15 protein-coding genes are annotated in these 16,177 nt (G+C 70.5%); 3 read left to right on the top strand and 12 right to left on the bottom strand.

The genetic code is table 11. The features are described 5' to 3' along the window. Window positions 1-2: 2 nt before the first annotated feature. Both MNO14_RS13705 and MNO14_RS13700 read right to left on the bottom strand, forming a co-directional pair. On the bottom strand, window positions 3-1,811 hold the full coding sequence (locus tag MNO14_RS13705; RefSeq protein WP_241944261.1) for an EAL domain-containing protein: 1,809 nt from the start codon (window positions 1,809-1,811) through the stop codon (window positions 3-5). 51 nt (window positions 1,812-1,862) lie between these two features. Continuing rightward, the gene (locus MNO14_RS13700; protein ID WP_241944260.1) at window positions 1,863-2,456 is read right to left on the bottom strand and encodes a DUF4126 domain-containing protein; all 594 of its coding nucleotides are present in this window, start codon (window positions 2,454-2,456) and stop codon (window positions 1,863-1,865) included. A gap of 105 nt (window positions 2,457-2,561) precedes the next feature. Between MNO14_RS13700 and MNO14_RS13695 the strand changes: the two genes are divergently transcribed. The 3 genes from MNO14_RS13695 to nudC all read left to right on the top strand — a co-directional run bounded on the left by MNO14_RS13695 (window position 2,562) and on the right by nudC (window position 4,690). Next, entirely contained in the window at window positions 2,562-3,302 is a 741-nt protein-coding gene (locus MNO14_RS13695; RefSeq protein WP_241944259.1) for a DUF6776 family protein, read from the top strand. A gap of 32 nt (window positions 3,303-3,334) precedes the next feature. Then, window positions 3,335-3,709, top strand: a complete 375-nt coding sequence (erpA, locus tag MNO14_RS13690) for an iron-sulfur cluster insertion protein ErpA (protein ID WP_241944258.1) — start codon at window positions 3,335-3,337, stop codon at window positions 3,707-3,709. A gap of 93 nt (window positions 3,710-3,802) precedes the next feature. Next, window positions 3,803-4,690 (top strand): NAD(+) diphosphatase, encoded by an 888-nt coding sequence (gene nudC / locus MNO14_RS13685; protein WP_241944257.1) that lies wholly within the window; start codon window positions 3,803-3,805, stop codon window positions 4,688-4,690. 7 nt (window positions 4,691-4,697) lie between these two features. On the opposite strand, the gene MNO14_RS13680 is transcribed toward nudC, so the two are convergent. The 10 genes from MNO14_RS13680 to MNO14_RS13635 all read right to left on the bottom strand — a co-directional run bounded on the left by MNO14_RS13680 (window position 4,698) and on the right by MNO14_RS13635 (window position 16,175). Next, the gene (locus tag MNO14_RS13680) at window positions 4,698-5,147 is read right to left on the bottom strand and encodes a DUF2752 domain-containing protein (protein ID WP_241944256.1); all 450 of its coding nucleotides are present in this window, start codon (window positions 5,145-5,147) and stop codon (window positions 4,698-4,700) included. After that, window positions 5,147-5,533, bottom strand: a complete 387-nt coding sequence (locus tag MNO14_RS13675) for a CD225/dispanin family protein (RefSeq protein WP_241944255.1) — start codon at window positions 5,531-5,533, stop codon at window positions 5,147-5,149. The genes MNO14_RS13680 and MNO14_RS13675 overlap by 1 nt, the downstream gene beginning before the upstream one ends. A gap of 361 nt (window positions 5,534-5,894) precedes the next feature. Beyond that, a complete protein-coding gene (locus tag MNO14_RS13670) occupies window positions 5,895-7,856 on the bottom strand; it encodes an MFS transporter (protein WP_241944254.1) in 1,962 nt (653 codons plus the stop codon). Between the two features lie 89 nt (window positions 7,857-7,945). Further along, window positions 7,946-8,440, bottom strand: coding sequence for an acyl-CoA thioesterase (locus MNO14_RS13665; protein WP_241944253.1), 495 nt, complete (start codon window positions 8,438-8,440; stop codon window positions 7,946-7,948). Window positions 8,441-8,492: 52 nt separating this feature from the next. After that, window positions 8,493-10,703 (bottom strand): YccS family putative transporter, encoded by a 2,211-nt coding sequence (yccS, locus tag MNO14_RS13660; protein WP_241944252.1) that lies wholly within the window; start codon window positions 10,701-10,703, stop codon window positions 8,493-8,495. 43 nt (window positions 10,704-10,746) lie between these two features. Then, window positions 10,747-12,039: a phosphoribosylamine--glycine ligase gene (gene purD, locus MNO14_RS13655; RefSeq protein ID WP_241944251.1), complete on the bottom strand. Its 1,293-nt coding sequence runs from the start codon at window positions 12,037-12,039 to the stop codon at window positions 10,747-10,749. 74 nt (window positions 12,040-12,113) lie between these two features. Next, window positions 12,114-12,998: a hypothetical protein gene (locus MNO14_RS13650; RefSeq protein ID WP_241944250.1), complete on the bottom strand. Its 885-nt coding sequence runs from the start codon at window positions 12,996-12,998 to the stop codon at window positions 12,114-12,116. Window positions 12,999-13,335: 337 nt separating this feature from the next. Then, window positions 13,336-14,937, bottom strand: coding sequence for a bifunctional phosphoribosylaminoimidazolecarboxamide formyltransferase/IMP cyclohydrolase (gene purH, locus MNO14_RS13645; RefSeq protein WP_241944249.1), 1,602 nt, complete (start codon window positions 14,935-14,937; stop codon window positions 13,336-13,338). Between the two features lie 70 nt (window positions 14,938-15,007). Next, the gene (fis, locus tag MNO14_RS13640; RefSeq protein ID WP_183427738.1) at window positions 15,008-15,280 is read right to left on the bottom strand and encodes a DNA-binding transcriptional regulator Fis; all 273 of its coding nucleotides are present in this window, start codon (window positions 15,278-15,280) and stop codon (window positions 15,008-15,010) included. 124 nt (window positions 15,281-15,404) lie between these two features. Beyond that, window positions 15,405-16,175, bottom strand: coding sequence for a DUF3426 domain-containing protein (locus MNO14_RS13635; RefSeq protein WP_241944248.1), 771 nt, complete (start codon window positions 16,173-16,175; stop codon window positions 15,405-15,407). Window positions 16,176-16,177: the final 2 nt, after the last annotated feature.

Below are 16,177 nucleotides of genomic sequence, written 5' to 3'. Positions count from 1 at the left end.
CGCTACAGCACCGAGTGGTGGAAGTCGAAGTCGAGCGCGTCGGCCACGCGCTGCACCAGGTTGCCCTGGATGTAATCGATGCCGCTCATCCACAGCGTTGCCGCGGCTTGCGGATTCTCGACCTGCTGACCGATCACCTGCAGTCCGAGCCGGTGCGCGCGTTCGACCGCACCGCGCATCTCGTCGCGGACGCGCGGCTCGTCGAGCTGGCGCGAGTAGCGACCCGACAGGCGCACGAAGCCCAAGGGCAGCTGCGCGAGCAGCGCATTGGCTTCCTCGCCGTCGCTGTACTGCCCCAGGCACAGCTGGACGCCGGCCGGGACCATGCGCGCGCAGAACTCCTGCAGCGACAGCGCGTGGATCAACGCATCGTCCTGGCGCACGTCGACGACCAGCGCCGCACCCGGAATCCCGGCATCGCGCAGACCCTGCAGCAGCCAGTCGGCATAGCCTGGTTGCACCAGGCTGCGCGAGGACTGCGAGACGAACAGGCGCATCGCGCCGCCGCGCTGGGTGCGCTCGGCCAACGTGGCGATCGCCAGCTCCAGCACGCGCCGGTCGATGTCGAACAACACACCGGCCAGTTCGGCCGCCGGCAGGATGCGCGCGGCCGAATGCAGCTCGCCATCGCGGCCGCGCAGCCGCAGCAGGGTCTGGTACTGGGGTTCGTCGCCGCCGGCGACCGAGACGATCGGCTGGAACGCCAGTTCGATGCGGCCCTCGTCGAGCGCGCCGCGCAGGTCTTCCGACAACGAAGGCGTCGTGCCGGCATCGCTCGCGGGCGGTGCTGGCATGTGTACCGCGATACCGGCCGGTGTGCCGCGCGCATCGCGCAGCGCCTGTTCGGCCGCGGCCAGCGCGGTGCCCGGGTCTTCGTAGGCATGCGCCAGATCGGCGTAGCCGATCAGCGCACGCAGACGCAGGCTCTGACCCGCAAGCGGGAATGGATGACTGCCGATCCCGTCGCGCAGTCCGCGTGCCCAGGCGTCGAGCGCGGTCCGGTCGATCTGCGGCGCGAACACCAGGAACGTGTTGTCGTTCAGACGCGTGGCCGCCGCGCCTTCGACCAGGTGATGCAGGTGGCGGCCGGCATCGATGAGCACGGTCTCCAGCCCCGCGTAGCCGTAGCGATCGCGCAGCGCAGTGACACCCTCGATCTCGACGAACGCCAGCACCCCGCGCGGCTGCGCCGGGATCGCCTCGGCGAGTTGTTGCAGCAACTGCAGCCGGCTGTGGAGGCCGGTGACCGGGCTGCGACCCGGATCGGGCATCTGCTGCAGGGTACGAGCGCGTCGGATGCGGTTCTGCACCGCCGAGACCAGGTGCCGCGGCCGGACCGGCTTGGTCAGGAAATCGTCGGCGCCCACTTCCAGCGCCTCGAACTGGCGCTCAGGATCGACATCGCCGGTCAGGAACACGACCGGGATGTGCCGATGCGCCGGTTGCTGACGCAGCAGCGCAGTCAGTTCGGCCCCGTCCATGCCCGGCATGTGCAGGTCCATCAGCACCAGGTCCGGGGCGAACTCGCCCACCGTCGACAGGAACTCCTTGGCGATCGCGACCACGCGCGCCTGCAGTCCAGCGCCGTTGAGCACGCTCTCGGCGAACAGCGCCTGGCTCGGATCATCCTCGACGACCAATACACGGTACGCCCTGCCGTCGTCGCTCAACGCCACGGCCGTGTCAACGCGCTCCGCAGCAGACGGGTCGGCGGCCTCTGGCAGCGACGGGCGGCCGGCATCGGCGGCCCACCGCCTCCAGTACGTAGTCGGGGGGAACTCCGCGCGTTGCGGTTTGTCGGGATCGGGCATGGCGTGGCGAGAACGAGAAGCTTGGGAAGCGATCACTTTACCCGGCCGCGATCAGGAGCGCGGCAAGACAGCCGCGCGTTTGCGCCCTCGGCCGAACACCCGTCGCCACAGCCACATCAGTGCGAGCAGGCCGGTCAGGCCGATCACCACGACCAGCGCCAGGGCCAGCCAGGGCGAGGCGAGAACCAGTCCGAGTGCGCCGATGGTCACCGCGTCTTCGGTCGAGGACGCGGCGAGATTGCTGACCGGTTCGGGCGACAGATTGAGCAGCAGCCGCGTGCCCGATTTGAGCGCATGGCTGCTCAGCGCCACGCCCGCGCCGGCGGCGAGCATCCCCGCGCCCAGGTCGCCGTCAGGCGAGAGTGCGGCCGCGGCGAGGAAGGCGCCGGCCGGCACGCGCGCAAGTGTCTGCAGCAGGTCCCAGCCCGAATCGACGCCGGGGATCTTGTCGGCGAAGAATTCGGTCACCGCCAACGCGCCGGACACGCCCAGCACCCAGGGCGAGGCCGTGGCCTCGAGCGCGGGCGGCAGGTCGAGCCAGCCAAGCGCGCCGGCGAGCCCGACGCCAAAAACGGTCAGATAGGCGCGGACGCCGGCCAGCCACGCCAGCACCACACCGATCGCGAACAGATGGGCTTCCGACATCGCGACCTCCCGGTTCGCCGCAGCGCGGCGCGCAGCACGATGGCGACGAGTATAGGGAGTGGGACGGCTTGACTGCGCTTTGCTGCGCTCGCTATACCTTGTCCGATGATTCCACCCGAGCCCACTGGGCAGCCCCCGACGCCGGCCTCGCCCGGTACGTCCGCCCGCCCTCCGCACGGCCCGCGCTGGACGCGTGTGCTGATCGGCCTGACGGCGCTGTCGCTGCTGTTCGGCCTGTGGGGCGCATGGCAGGTGATCGCGCCAGGCGCGGCGCACCCACAGCGCCAGCTCGCCGCCCAGGCCGCCCAGATCGAGGACCTGCAGCAGCAGGTCGCCACGCTCACCCGTTCCGACCAGATCAGCCGCGATGCCAACCGCGAGCTGCAGGGGACATTGGCCGAACGCGACGAGGAGATCGCCGCGCTGCGCGCCGATGTGGCGTTCTACGAGCGCTTCGTCGGATCGACCTCGCAGGGGCGCGAGTTGAGCGTCCACGAGCTGCGCATGCAGCCCAGGACCGATCAGGGCTGGCACTACACCGCCACGCTCACCCAGAGTCTGGCCCGCGATGCGGCCAGCGAGGGCGAGATGCGGCTGGCGATCGAGGGCACGCGCAACGGCCGGCTGCAGACGCTGGCTTGGTCGGATCTGCGCCAGCGCGCCGACGCGCCCGGCGTGCCGTACGCGTTCAAGTACTTCCAGCAGGTCGAGGGCGACATCGTGCTGCCGCCGGGTTTCCAACCGTTGCGGGTGACCGTGCGGCTCGCGCCGAAGGGCCGCGGCGCGGCGGTGGAGCGCGCGTTCAGCTGGGCCGACGTGACGCCGCGTTCCGCGCCTGAGCCTTGAACGCGGCCGCCGGCCCCCCCATCCTGTGGGTCATGAGCGAAGTGCTGACCATTGAAGGCCCCGGCTACCAGTCCCTGGAGCGGCCGCTGGAATTCACGCCCGCCGCGGCGGCCAAGGTGCGCGAGCTGATCGACAGCGAGGGCAACCCGGCATTGAACCTGCGCGTCTACATCCAGGGCGGCGGCTGCTCGGGCTTCCAGTACGGCTTCGAGTTCGACGAGGAGCGCGCCGAGGACGATCTGGCGATCGTGACCGACGATGTCACGCTGGTGGTCGATCCGCTGAGCCTGCAGTACCTGATGGGTGCAGCGGTGGACTACGTCGAGAGCCTGCACGGGGCGCAGTTCACGATCCGCAACCCGAACGCGAAGTCGACCTGCGGCTGCGGCAGCAGCTTCACGGTCTGACGGGCTGCAGACTGTCCGGCGGCATCGAACGCTGGCGCAGGCGCCTGCGGTCCATGTCGCCATCCAGACCCTGCGGCCGGCCATAATCCCGGCATGGACTTCCGTTTCGTCGAGGCGCCGCTCGATCGCGCCGAACATCTGCGAACCGACGGCGCCGCGCTGTCACGGCTGTGGCCCGAGGCACGCGTGCTGGTGCTCGATGCGCACGGCGATGCCGCGGTCGATGCCGACGGTGCGCCGCCCGCATTGACCGGGACGGCGCTAGGCGAACGCCCGGATTCGGCGGTGTTCCTGGGCCTGCACGGCGAGCAAGGCTGGTTCGCGCTGCCGGCAGGCGACGCCCCCGAGGGCCTGTCCGTGCACGGATTCGTGGATCTGCGCAGCGCCGCGGCGTCGTGGTCGGTGCGCGACTCCACCGCGTTCGCACAGGCGCGCGCGGTGCTGCACTGGCGTGCGCGGCACCGGTACTGCGGCGTTTGCGGCGCTGCGCTGCAATGGGCGCGGGCGGGCTGGCTCGGCCGTTGCCCGCAATGCGGCACCGAGCACTATCCGCGCACCGATCCGGCGATCATCGTTGCGGTGACCGACGGCACGCGGTTGCTGCTGGGCCGCCAGGCGGCCTGGCCGCCGCGTCGCTACTCCACGCTCGCCGGTTTCGTCGAGCCGGGCGAAACGCTCGAACAGACGGTCGCGCGCGAGGTGTTCGAGGAAAGTGCGGTGCGGGTGCGCCGTTGCCGGTATCTCGCCTCGCAGCCCTGGCCGTTCCCGTCCTCGCTGATGCTCGGTTTTCTCGCCGAGGCCGAGCCCGACGTGCCGCGCGTCAACGACGAGCTCGAGGATGCGCGCTGGTTCGATGTCGATGCGGTCGGCGCGGCGTTGCGCGATGCCAACCCGGATTTGTTGCTGTCGCCCGCGCTGTCGATTTCGCGCTGGCTGATCGCGCGCTGGTACGCCTTGCAGACCGGGGCGGAGGCCGGTTGAGCGGCGTCTAGCCGAGTCCGCCGGGCGCAAGCCAGGTGAAGGGCGGCCACGGCAGGTTGCGCGCGATCCAGTAGACCGACAGCAGCACCAGCCAGAACGTCGCCGTCGACAACCGCGCGGCGACCGGCTGCAACCACGCGGGCCGCCAGCCCATGCGCCAGGCGAGTGCGAGCGGCGAGAGCGCGAGCAGCACCAGCAGCAGCGGATTCATTGAGAACGCCTGCGGCAGGTCGCCGTGGACCAGGGCGTGCAGGCAGCGGGTCAGGCCGCAGCCGGGACAGACCCACCCCGTCGCGGCGTAGAACATGCACGGCGGGAAGGGGCTGGCCGGTGCATTGGGGTCGAACGTGCGCAGCAGCCAGACGCCGCTCGCGGCCACCGCCAGACCGCCGCCCGTGAGGGCGGCGGTGGCGGCGCGCACGCGCGCCAGAGGGCGCTGGCCGTGCACGTGGGACATCAGATATCGCTCTGGATCTGGTCGAAGATCATCTGGTACTGCTCCATGCCGCCGCCCAGCGTCAGCGAGTAGATCGTCCACAGCAGGCCGATGATGCACAGGCCCGTGGTGACCCAGCACCAGGTCTTGGCGGTGTTGGACGCGCGCTGCGCACCCGCCAGATCGCCCTGGCCCAGCAGCGTGTTGACCTTGGCCGAGAAGACGATCGCGACGATGCCCGGGATCGTGCCGACGATGCAGCACAGGCACAGCGAGAGTACGGTGGCGATGATCGACCATGCCAGGTGGTTGGGCACCGTGCCCGGCGCGATCGGCGTGCCAGGCAGCGGCGTGCCGGGGGCGTCGTACGGGTTCGGCGGCGGCGGGGGCGGCGGGATGGTGCTCATGGTGGTGCTCTCCTGGAAAGGGTGTGACGGAATGCTCGGATTCGGGACAACGCGTGCAGCCTAGGTGGAGACGGCGTCGTGGAGATGTGGACGCCGGGCGGTGGTCACTGTCATCGACAGCATGCAGGCGCTGTTGACGCGCCATCCGGCACGCCGGCCGTTGAACACGGCAGCGAGCGAGGGCCGGCTTGAGGCAGGAATCGATGGTGCGCCACCCGCTCGCCTGTTCGGCACTGGCGTCGATGGCGTGGGCTGGATTGGCATGCGACTCCCCGAGACGACGACCGGCCGGCAGCGTGAGCGGACCTGAACGGACGCAAGCGTACCCGAGCCCGGCACCGGCGGGCAGAGGGCGACGCGCTCAGGCGGCATCGCCACGCAGCGCCCGGACCTCGGCTTCGAGCATCGGTGCGGTGAGATCGGCCGACGCTTCGATCCGCGGCGCGGCGACGACCTCGATGCGGGCGCGCAGGCGCCGCGGCACACGCATGCGGGCAAACCGGCCGTCGGCCTGGGCATGGTGCCGGCTCCACATGCTGGTCCACATGCCACGCAGCGCCAGTGCGATCACCGGCACCCGCTGGCCGCGCGCCTGGGCGCGCGCCAGGATGCGCTCCACGCCCGTGCGGAAGGTGGCGATTTCGCCATCGCTCGTCAGCCGGCCCTCGGGGAAGATGCCGACCAGTTCGCCTTCCGCCAGGGCGGCATCGATGGCGTCGAACGCGCGCTGCATCAGCGCCGGGTCGTCCTTGGCACCGGCGATCGGGATCGCCTTGGCGTGCCGGAAGATCCAGCGCAGCCCGGGGATCGCGAAGATCCGGTGGTCCATCACGAACCGCACCGGCCGCGGGATCGTCGCCGACAGGATCAGCGCGTCCATGTAGCTGACATGGTTGCAGACGATCAATGCCGCGCCGTCTGCCGGGATCGCCGGATCGACGTCGCGCTCGCGCAGCCGGTAGAGCGTGCGGACCAGCAGCATGCTGGCCAGACGCATCAGGAACTCGGGCACGATCGTGAAGATCCAGATCGCCACCAGCAGATTGGCGATCGCCAGGGCCAGGAACATCTGCGGCACCGTCAGGCCCGGCAACGGCAGCGTCAGGCCACCCAGCGACAGCGACTCGCGCTGCACCAGCACGCCGATCACCGCCGCGGCGACGATAAACAGCGAGTTCTGGATGTTGAGCCCGGCGATCACCCGCGACAGCTCCGAACGGGGCGTGCGGCTCTGGATCAGCGCGAACAGCGGCACGACGAAGATGCCGGTAAACAGGCCCACCCCGACCAGGTCGGCGACGATGCGCCAGCCGCCGGGACCGTCGAGGAAGGCCGCGATCGTCAGGCCGGTCTGCGGCGGCAGGCCCGGCCGGGCGAAATACAGGTCGAGCAACATCACGCTGATGCCGAATGCGCCGACCGGCACCAGGCCGATTTCGACGATGCGTCCGGACAGCTTTTCGCACAGCAGCGAGCCGGCGCCCACGCCGACCGAGAACAGCGCCAGCGCGAAGATGTACAGCGCGGTGTCGTTGACCACGCCGCCCAGATAGACCTCGGCATAGGTCGGCAACTGCGCTGTCAGCACCGTGCCGACGAACCAGAACCAGGACACGCCCAGGATCGCGTTACGCACCGCCAGCTGGCGCCGGGCCAAGCGCATCACCGCCCGCGATTCGGGGATCGGATTCCAGTTGATCTTCAACGTCGGCGCGCCAGCGTCCACCTTCGGGATCAGCCGTGCGACCAGGTTGCCGGCGACCGCCAGTGCAACCACCGAGGCCGCAGCGGCTTCGGGGCCGTGGCTGCCGGCAAGCTTGAACACCAGGCCGCCGTAGATCATGCCGGCCAGGATCGAGATCGACGTGCCCATCTCGACCAGGCCGTTGCCGCCGGTAAGCTCTTCGGGCCGCAGCACCGAGGGCAGGATCGAATACTTCACCGGGCCGAACAGGGTCGACTGGGTACCGGTCAGAAACAGCGCGACCAGCAGCACCGGCATGCTCTGCAGCAGAAAGCCCACGGCCGCCAGCGCCATGATCGCGATTTCCATCGCGGTCGTGATCACGATCAGCTTCTGCTTCTCGAGCTTCTCGGCGATCTGGCCGGCGATCGCCGAGAACAGGAAGTAGGGCAGGATGAACAGCGCCGGCGCGAGATTGGTGTAGAGCGTGCGCTCCGCGGTGCCGACGCCGAGGAAGAACAGCAGCGCGATCACCGACTGCCGGTAGACGTTGTCGTTGAAGGCGCCGAGCGCCTGGACCGTGAAGTAGGGCAGGAAGCGCCGCTGCCGCAGCAGGGCGAACTGGGACTGGCCTGACATGGCGGCTCCTGGGCGGACTGCGCGGAGCCTAGCAGGTCGGCATTGCGGCCCGGTCGGGCCGCGTCATGGCGCGCGTTGGCGTGACGCGATCACGGCGTCGCATCGCTCGCGCCGCGGACCGCCCGGTAGCGTTCCTCCAGTTCCTGGCGGATCTGGCGCCGCTGCCGGCCCTGCTCGAAGCGCCGGCGCTCTTCGGCGGTGGCCGGCTCGCGCGGTGGGACCTGCACCGGACGCCCGTCGGCGTCGACCGCGACCATCGTAAAGAAGCAACTGTTGGTGTGGCGGACCGAGCGGGCCTGGATGTTCTCGGCGATGATCTTGATGCCCACTTCCATTGACGTGCGGCCGGTGTAGTTGACCGAGGCCAGAAACGTCACCAGCTCGCCGACATAGACCGGTTCGCGGAACGTCACCTGGTCGACCGACAGCGTGACCACATAGCGCCCGGCGTAGCGACTGGCGCAGGCATAGGCCACCTCGTCGAGCCATTTGAGCAAGGCACCCCCGTGCACGTTGCCCGAGAAATTCGCCATGTCCGGCGTCATCAGCACCGACATCGTCAATTGCGCATTGCCTGGGATCATGCGGCGGGCCTGGTGGGAGCGGCCTGGAGGATGGCACGCGCGGTGGCGGCCGTCATCGGGTCGGCGTGTGTGTCGCGGCCGCCGGCGCGCCAGCGGCCTCGGCAGCCGTGCGCAGATCCGGCAGCAGGCGCAGCAGCAAGGCCAGCTGGGTGCCCAGCAGCCGTCGCCGCGGATCGTCCGTGGCATCGCCGGCGCGCTCGAGCGCCTCGGCCATCGCGGTCTCCACGGCCGCGTCGACGACCGGAGGCGCATGACGCGCCGATAGCGCGGCCGCGATCTGCGCCAGCGCGCGCTGCAGATGCGCGCCGGCCGCGAACACCGCCTCGTCGGCCTCGTCGGCCTCGCCGTCCAGCGTGCCGCGATGCGCGCCCAGCCCCGACAGATAGCCGAGCGCGGTATTGGACACGGCGAGGAACCGGAAGGCCGCATCGAGGTCGCGCCGGTAACGGCCGGGCTCGCGCAGCCGGTTGGACAGGGCCACCGACAGCGCCGCCTCGGCGTTGTGCATGTCGCGCCGGGCGACCCGGTAGGGCAGGTCGTCGCGCATGCCGCTGCGGTACTGCTCCAGGACCTCGCCCAGGTAGCGCGCGTGGGCATCGACGACCCCGGCCATGACCAGGTGCAGCTGCCGTCCGCGCCAGTCGGGCAGAATCAGGAACGAGGCGGCCGCGGCGATCGCGCAGCCGATCAGCGTGTCGAGCAGGCGTGGCCAGATCAGCACGAAGCCGTCGCCGATCAGGTTGAAACACAGTAGCGCCATCACCGTGATCGCCGCGGTCGCGAGCGCGTAGCGATCGGTCCGGCTGACGAAGAACACCACCGCGGCCAACAGCGCCAGCAGCAACTGGACCTCCACGCCGACGAACAACTGCATCAACGCCCAGGTGGCGGTCAGGCCGATCAAGGTGCCGGCGATGCGCTGCGCCAGGCGCCGGCGCGTCGCACCGAAGCTCGGTCTGCAGACGAAGGCGATGGTCAGCAGAATCCAGAAGCCGTTGCGTGCGCCGATCGCATGCATGACCGCGTAGCCGGCACACAGGGCGATCGCCATGCGCAGGCCGTGGCGGAACAGCACCGAGGTCGGGCTCAGCTGGCGCCCCAGGCGCGTGGCCATCTCGCGCAGGGTGTGCGGCGAGGCGTCACGCAGCCGGGTGTCCATCCCATCCAGCGGCGCGTCCGACAGGGTGTCCTCGGCCAGCCGGCGGTCGATCGCCTGCAGATTGCGCACCAAGGATTCGAGCGAGGCGAGCAGTCGGGTCTGCCGACCGTCACCGCGCGCGTGCAGGTGGTCGAGCGATTGGCGCAGGTCGACCATGGCCTGGCGCGTGCCGGCGCCGTATTCGAACGGACGGCGCAGGCGGATCGCCTCGCCGAGTGCGCGGCAGGCGCGGCCCTGGAGTTCGATCAGCCGTTGGCCGCGGTAGAGCACGTCGCTGTGGAAGAACGCCTCGGCCAGCGCTTCATAGGGATAGTGGGACGAACTGGCGCGCTCGTGGAATTCCTGCGCCATGTAATACAGGCGGAAGTACAGCCCCGATTGCACGCCCGGGCGGCCGGAGCGGCCGAAGCGGCTGATGATCGCGTTCTTGGTCGCCTCCAGTGCGGCGACCACGCGCGCATTCTGCTCCGAGAGTGCGAGCCGGCGGGCGTGCAGATCGCGATCGCGGATCGGTTCGAACAGCGCTGCCTTCAACTGCAGGTAGCGGCCCAGTTCGGTGAACAGGCGGGCCAGCCGCTCGCGGACCGGGCGGTTGGCGAACAGGATCGTCCACAGGATCGACAGCGCGCCGTACCAGGCGGCGCCGGCGAGCAATTGGCCCGCGCCGCGCCAGGCCGCATCGGCGTCGCCGGCGCCGTGCTGGTCGATGCCGATTGCGGCATACAGCATCAGCGCCACCGTGCCCTGGGCGATCGAGGCGTAACGTTCGCCGAGCGCGCCGAGCAGGGTCAGCGCGAACGTCGTGGCCGCCAGGCAGGCGATGAAGGCCAGCGGGTAGGGAAACAACAACGTGACCGCGCCGGCAGCGGCGCCGAAGCACAGCAGCGACAGCACGACCGCCTTGAACCGGCCGAAGCCGTTGTCGTCGGTCTCGGCCATCGCACTGGCGATGATGCCCAGGAACACCGCCGGCAATGCGGCCAACTTCTGGAACTGCCAGCACAGCGCCATCGCGCCGCCGAATGCGATCGACACGCGCAGCGCGGTGCTGGCCTTCTCGTGGGCCCACAGCCGAGTCAGGCGCTCGTTGATCGGGGATGGCATGCGGGGACGCGGGACGGTCGTGCGGGGGCTGCGCGGTCCGGCCTCAGCTGCGCTCGCGTTCGATCGCGCGCCAGCCAATGTCCTTGCGATGGAACTCGCCCGGCCAGGAAATGCCGGCGATCTCGCCGTAGGCGCGGTGCTGGGCATCGGCCACAGACTCACCGAGCGCCACGACGCACAGCACGCGCCCGCCCGCGGTCACCGCCTGGCCATGCGCGTCGAGCCGGGTGCCGGCATGGAAGACCTTGGTGTCGGGCAGCGGCGGCGTGTCCCAGGTGTTGATCGCATCGCCCGTGCGCGGCGTGTCGGGATAATGCTCGGCGGCCATGACCACGCCCAGCGCCGGGCGCGGGTCCCACTGCGCCTGCACGCCATCGAGCGCACCGTCGATCGCGGCCTCGATGAGTGCAGCGAAATCCGAGGTCAGCCGCATCATCACCGGCTGCGTTTCCGGGTCGCCGAAGCGGACATTGAACTCGATGACCTTCGGCGCGCCGGAGGCATCGATCATCAGCCCGGCGTAGAGAAAGCCGGTGAACGGCGCGCCGTCGGCGGCCATACCGCGCACGGTCGGTTCCACGACCTCGCGCATGATCCGCGCATGCACCTCCGGGGTGACCACCGGGGCCGGCGAGTAGGCGCCCATGCCGCCGGTGTTGGGGCCGGTGTCGCCGTCGCCCACGCGCTTGTGGTCCTGGCTGGTCGCCATCGGCAGCGCGGTCCGGCCATCGACCATCGAAATGAAGCTCGCTTCCTCGCCGTCGAGGAACTCTTCGATCACCACACGCGCGCCGGCGCTGCCGAAGGCGTTGCCCGAGAGCATGTCGTGGATCGCCGCTTCCGCCTCGTCCAGCGTGGCGGCGACGATGACGCCCTTGCCGGCGGCCAGGCCATCGGCCTTGACGACGATCGGCGCACCGTGTTGGCGCACGTACTCGATCGCGGTATCGGCTTCGGTGAACACCGCATAGGCGGCGGTCGGGATGCCGTGGCGGGCCAGGAAGTCCTTCGCGAAGGCCTTGCTGCCCTCGAGCTGCGCGGCCGCGGCGGTCGGTCCGAAGATGCGCAGGTCCGCGGCGCAGAACCGGTCGACGACGCCGGCGACCAGCGGTGCCTCGGGCCCGACGACGGTGAAGGCCACGCCCTCGTCGCGGGCCAGCGCCAGCAACCCATCGAGATCAGTGGCGGCGACATCGACGTTGCGACAGCCGGCCTCGTGCGCGGTGCCTGCATTGCCCGGGGCGACCAGCACTTCGCCGACCTGCGGCGACTGCGCGAGCTTCCAGGCCAGCGCGTGCTCGCGGCCGCCCGAACCGATGACCAGAACCTTCTTCATGCGTAGCCGAGAGAAGCGGAGGGGCGACTAGTCTATCGGCCCTGCGCAGCGCGCGCGGTGGCGCTGTCTCGCGCTCAGTCGCAGCGGTCGCGCTGCAATGCCGCGGGGATGGGCCAGGTGCCGGTGGCCGGGTCGAACGCCAACCGGTACTCGCGGTCCACGTGCCGGCCGCAGGCCTGGCCGTGTTCGCGGACGACCAGCGGCCAGGCGGGGGCCTGACGATCGCGATCGTCGACCGTCAGGTCGAAGGCGAGATCGAGCGCGTCTTCCGGCGCCTGGTCATGCTCGAGGCTGCTGCGCACCGTGGCCGCCTCGCGGAAACCGCCTGCGTGCGGCAGCAGGAGGCTGCGGGCGCCGACCGTGATGCCTTGGCCGGTGAACCCGTCCTCGATCACCACGCCATACAACGCCGCACCGAAGCGCTGCACGCGCACGTCGGCAACGTCGCCGCTGCTGCCGTAGTCGGTCAGATGCTGCCGGGCCGCCGCCACGGCGAGGCCATCGCCGGCTTCGAGCAGGAAGAGGTCGACCAGCGCACTGGTGACATGGCCGGCACCGTCGGGGATGCCGCAGACCGCGACCAGTTCGGCGGGCGCGTCGGCGCTGCCGACCGCAGCGCGGGCGCAGACCTCGCGCTCGGCCGGGTCCGCACCCAGACCCGGGGCGATCGGGGCGCCCGGCCAGGTGCCGATGAGTTGCGCGAGCTCGCCGTACTGGGTCACGAAATAGTCGCGGACCCAGCCGCCAGGCAGGCCGGCCGGTTCGTCTTGATCGGCCGCCATGTCGTCGGCGCTGGTCGGCTCACGTGTCGGCGTGGTCACCGCCTCGACGGTCGTCGTCGGCAGCGCGGCGGCGGCCGGTGGCTGCGCTTGCCCACAGGCGGACAAGGACAGCGCCGCTGCCAACGAGGTCGGCCAGCCGAGCTTCGTCGCAACGCAACACCAGGACGCACGCGCCATCGCAACCTCCATGAGCGGACTGGCGCGGACCATAGCGCGCGTGCCGCTAGGCCGGAGTGAGCGCTCGAAAGCCCCCCCTCCGCGCCCTCGGCGCGGAGGGGCGGGAAGCCGCTGGCCGGGGCCCGAGGTTTGCGAAGCGAACCTTGGGATTGATGCCAGCCCCGCTGGCATCGGCGTCGGCATGCAACGTCGGTCGAGCGCACATGCGCAAGGAGACGCCAGCCCCCTGAGTCAGGGGGCGATCCGCGCCAACGGCGCGGATGGGGGTGTGGACGCCGCTGGCCGGGGCCCGAGGTTTGCGAAGCGAACCTTGGGATTGATGCCAGCCCCGCTGGCATCAATGCCGGAAGTGACGCACCCCCGTGAACACCATCGCGATGCCGTGTTCGTCGGCCGCGGCGATCACTTCGTTGTCGCGCATCGAGCCGCCGGGCTGAATCACCGCCGCGATGCCGGCCTCGGCCGCGGCGTCGATACCGTCGCGGAACGGGAAGAAGGCATCGGAGGCCATCACCGATCCGGGGACCACCAGGCCGGCGTCGCCCGCCTTGATGCCGGCGATGCGCGCCGAGTACACCCGGCTCATCTGCCCGGCGCCGACACCGATCGTGCGCTGGTCCTTGGCGTAGACGATCGCATTGGACTTCACGAACTTCGCCACCCGCCAGGCGAACAACAGATCGCTCAACTGCGCCTGGGTGGGCGCGCGCTGGGTCACGACCTTCAGTTCGTCGGCGGTCACCTCGCGCACGTCGGCGGTCTGCATCAGCAGGCCCGAGCCCACGCGCTTGACGTCGGTGTTGTTGCGGCCATCGCCGTGCGGAATGCGCAGCACGCGCACGTTGGCCTTCTTGGTCGCGTAGTCGAGCGCGGCGGGATCGAAGTCGGGCGCGATCAGCACCTCGACAAACTGGCGATCGAGGATGACCTTCGCCGTCGCGGCATCGAGCTTGCGGTTGAACGCAATGATGCCGCCAAAGGCCGAGGTCGGATCGGTGGCGTAGGCCAGTTCGTAGGCATCGCCGCAGGCCGCGCCGACGGCGACGCCGCAGGGATTGGCGTGCTTGACGATCACGCAGGCCGGTGCATCGAACTGACGCACGCATTCCCACGCGGCATCGGCGTCGGCGATGTTGTTGTACGACAGTTCCTTGCCCTGCAATTGGGTGAAGGTCGCCAGCGTGCCGGGCACCGGATACAGATCGCGGTAGAACGCGGCCTGTTGGTGCGGGTTCTCGCCGTAGCGCAGGTCCATGACCTTGACGAAGTTGCCGTTGCTCTGGCCGCCGAAGGGCGCGCGCTGCGCCGCGCCGGCATCCGACGGCTCGGCGATCGCCGACAGCACGTCGCTGATACGTGCGTCGTACTGGGCGACGCGGTTGAACGCGGCGACCGACAGCGCGAACCGGGTCGCGGCCGACAGCGCGCCGTCGTGGGCGTCGAGCTCCTGGATCAGCGCGGCGTACTGCGCCGGGTCGGTTGCGACCGCGACGTGCGCGAAGTTCTTCGCGGCCGCGCGCAGCATTGCCGGTCCGCCGATGTCGATGTTCTCGACGATGTCGTCGAACTTCGCATCCGCAGCAAAGGCCACGCGCTCGAACGGATAGAGGTTGAGCACCAGCAGGTCGATCGCCTCGATGCCGTGCTCGGCCATCACCGCGTCATCGGTACCGCGGCGTCCCAGCAGGCCACCATGGACCTTGGGGTGCAGGGTCTTGACGCGTCCGTCCATGATCTCGGGAAAGCCGGTGACGTCGCTGACGTCGCGCACCGCCAGTCCCGCCTCGCGCAGCGCCTTCGCGGTGCCGCCGGTCGACAGCAGTTCGACGTCGCGCGCGGCCAGCGCGCGGGCCAGGTCGAGCAGGCCGGTCTTGTCGGAAACGGACAGCAGGGCGCGGCGGATCTGCACGGGCGCGCCGGACGAAGCGGAGACGGTCATGGGGAGGCTGCGGAGCGGAAAGAGCCCGCGATTATAGCGGCCGCCGGCCGGGCGACCCGGCCGGCGCGCGTTACTGCGTCAGGCCGTACTCGCGCAGCTTCTTGCGCAGTGTCGCGCGATGGATGCCCAGCATTGCGGCCGCCCGGCTCTGGTTGCCATCGCAGAAGTTGAGCACTTCGGCGAACAGCGGAATCTCCAGCTCGCGCAGCGCGACCTCGTAGAGGTTGTCGGTGTCGTTGCCGTTGAGGTCGCCCAGATAGCGCTGGATCGACGTGGCGACATGCTCGCGCAGCGGGGTCCGCGGCGCCTCGCGCATGCTGCTGTCGGATCGGTCTGCGTTCACGGCGGCTCTCGAGCGAATAAGTGCCGACGGCGCGTGGCGTTACGCAGCGTGGGCAGGGCGGCCGGGTGAGTCTATCGCGCGGCGCGGCGAGCGGACAACGCGCCGACCGGCGGTACACGCCTGGCTACAGCAGTTCGAACGCGAACGACACCGCGCCGGGCTCAGGTTCGGCGACTGTCAGGCCAACGTGCGCAGTGGCGCCGGGCGCGAGCGTCGGCGCTGGCGGCGCGCCGCCCAGATACTCCTGGGCCGTGAATACGCGGCTGCCGATCGCGTGGCCGTCAATGTCCGAGAGCACCAGTCGCAGACGCGGCCACGCCTGCGGCCAGCGCGCGTCGTTACGGAAGGTCGCGGTGACCTGCAGCCGGGTCGGATCCTCGGGCTCGGCACGGACATCGCGTGCGAGGAGCACCAGCGCCGCAGGCTCGCGCCAGGGTGGCAGCGCGCAGGGCAGCACGCCGCACAGGCTCTCCAGCGCGGGGCGCCAGGCCGGGTGGGCGGCCAGCCGCGCGCGCTCGGCGAGCAGACCCTGCAGGACCAGCAGCATCGCCAGTCCGACAACCGCGGCCCACAGCCATCGGCGCGCGCGCGCCGGCGCAGCGGCGGCAGGCGAACGGGCGAAACTCGGGATGGCCCGCGGCGTGTCGTCCAGGGGAGGGGCGGGCGCCTGGCGCGTCGGCCCGGCCGGGCGCGCAGGCGGCGGCGCGGCGGCCGTGACCGACGGCGGCGCTGCGGGCTCGAGGCGTGGTCTGAGCAGGTTGGCCACCGAGACCGGCGGCTCGGGCGGCGCCGGGGCATGCAGGGCGCCGGCGCAACGCGGGCAGCGCGCCGGTGGCAGGCCGGTCGCCCGGTCGGTGGCGACCAGGTCGCCGCAGTGCCGGCAATGGATGAACATCC

The organism is Luteimonas sp. S4-F44 (assembly GCF_022637415.1).
In the GTDB taxonomy this organism is placed as follows: Bacteria; Pseudomonadota; Gammaproteobacteria; order Xanthomonadales; family Xanthomonadaceae; genus Luteimonas.
Note: the sequence above shows the minus strand (reverse complement) of the source record. Positions and strands in the feature narration are given on the sequence as shown.

Coding starts and splice junctions, on each gene's coding strand:
- purH (WP_241944249.1), bottom strand. CDS start 14,937: ATGACCGTCTCCGCTTCGTCCGGCGCGCCCGTGCAGATCCGCCGCGCC.
- MNO14_RS13700 (WP_241944260.1), bottom strand. CDS start 2,456: ATGTCGGAAGCCCATCTGTTCGCGATCGGTGTGGTGCTGGCGTGGCTG.
- MNO14_RS13665 (WP_241944253.1), bottom strand. CDS start 8,440: ATGATCCCAGGCAATGCGCAATTGACGATGTCGGTGCTGATGACGCCG.
- MNO14_RS13675 (WP_241944255.1), bottom strand. CDS start 5,533: ATGAGCACCATCCCGCCGCCCCCGCCGCCGCCGAACCCGTACGACGCC.
- MNO14_RS13650 (WP_241944250.1), bottom strand. CDS start 12,998: ATGGCGCGTGCGTCCTGGTGTTGCGTTGCGACGAAGCTCGGCTGGCCG.
- MNO14_RS13695 (WP_241944259.1), top strand. CDS start 2,562: ATGATTCCACCCGAGCCCACTGGGCAGCCCCCGACGCCGGCCTCGCCC.
- MNO14_RS13635 (WP_241944248.1), bottom strand. CDS start 16,175: ATGTTCATCCATTGCCGGCACTGCGGCGACCTGGTCGCCACCGACCGG.
- erpA (WP_241944258.1), top strand. CDS start 3,335: ATGAGCGAAGTGCTGACCATTGAAGGCCCCGGCTACCAGTCCCTGGAG.
- MNO14_RS13705 (WP_241944261.1), bottom strand. CDS start 1,811: ATGCCCGATCCCGACAAACCGCAACGCGCGGAGTTCCCCCCGACTACG.
- purD (WP_241944251.1), bottom strand. CDS start 12,039: ATGAAGAAGGTTCTGGTCATCGGTTCGGGCGGCCGCGAGCACGCGCTG.
- MNO14_RS13680 (WP_241944256.1), bottom strand. CDS start 5,147: ATGTCCCACGTGCACGGCCAGCGCCCTCTGGCGCGCGTGCGCGCCGCC.
- MNO14_RS13670 (WP_241944254.1), bottom strand. CDS start 7,856: ATGTCAGGCCAGTCCCAGTTCGCCCTGCTGCGGCAGCGGCGCTTCCTG.
- yccS (WP_241944252.1), bottom strand. CDS start 10,703: ATGCCATCCCCGATCAACGAGCGCCTGACTCGGCTGTGGGCCCACGAG.
- nudC (WP_241944257.1), top strand. CDS start 3,803: ATGGACTTCCGTTTCGTCGAGGCGCCGCTCGATCGCGCCGAACATCTG.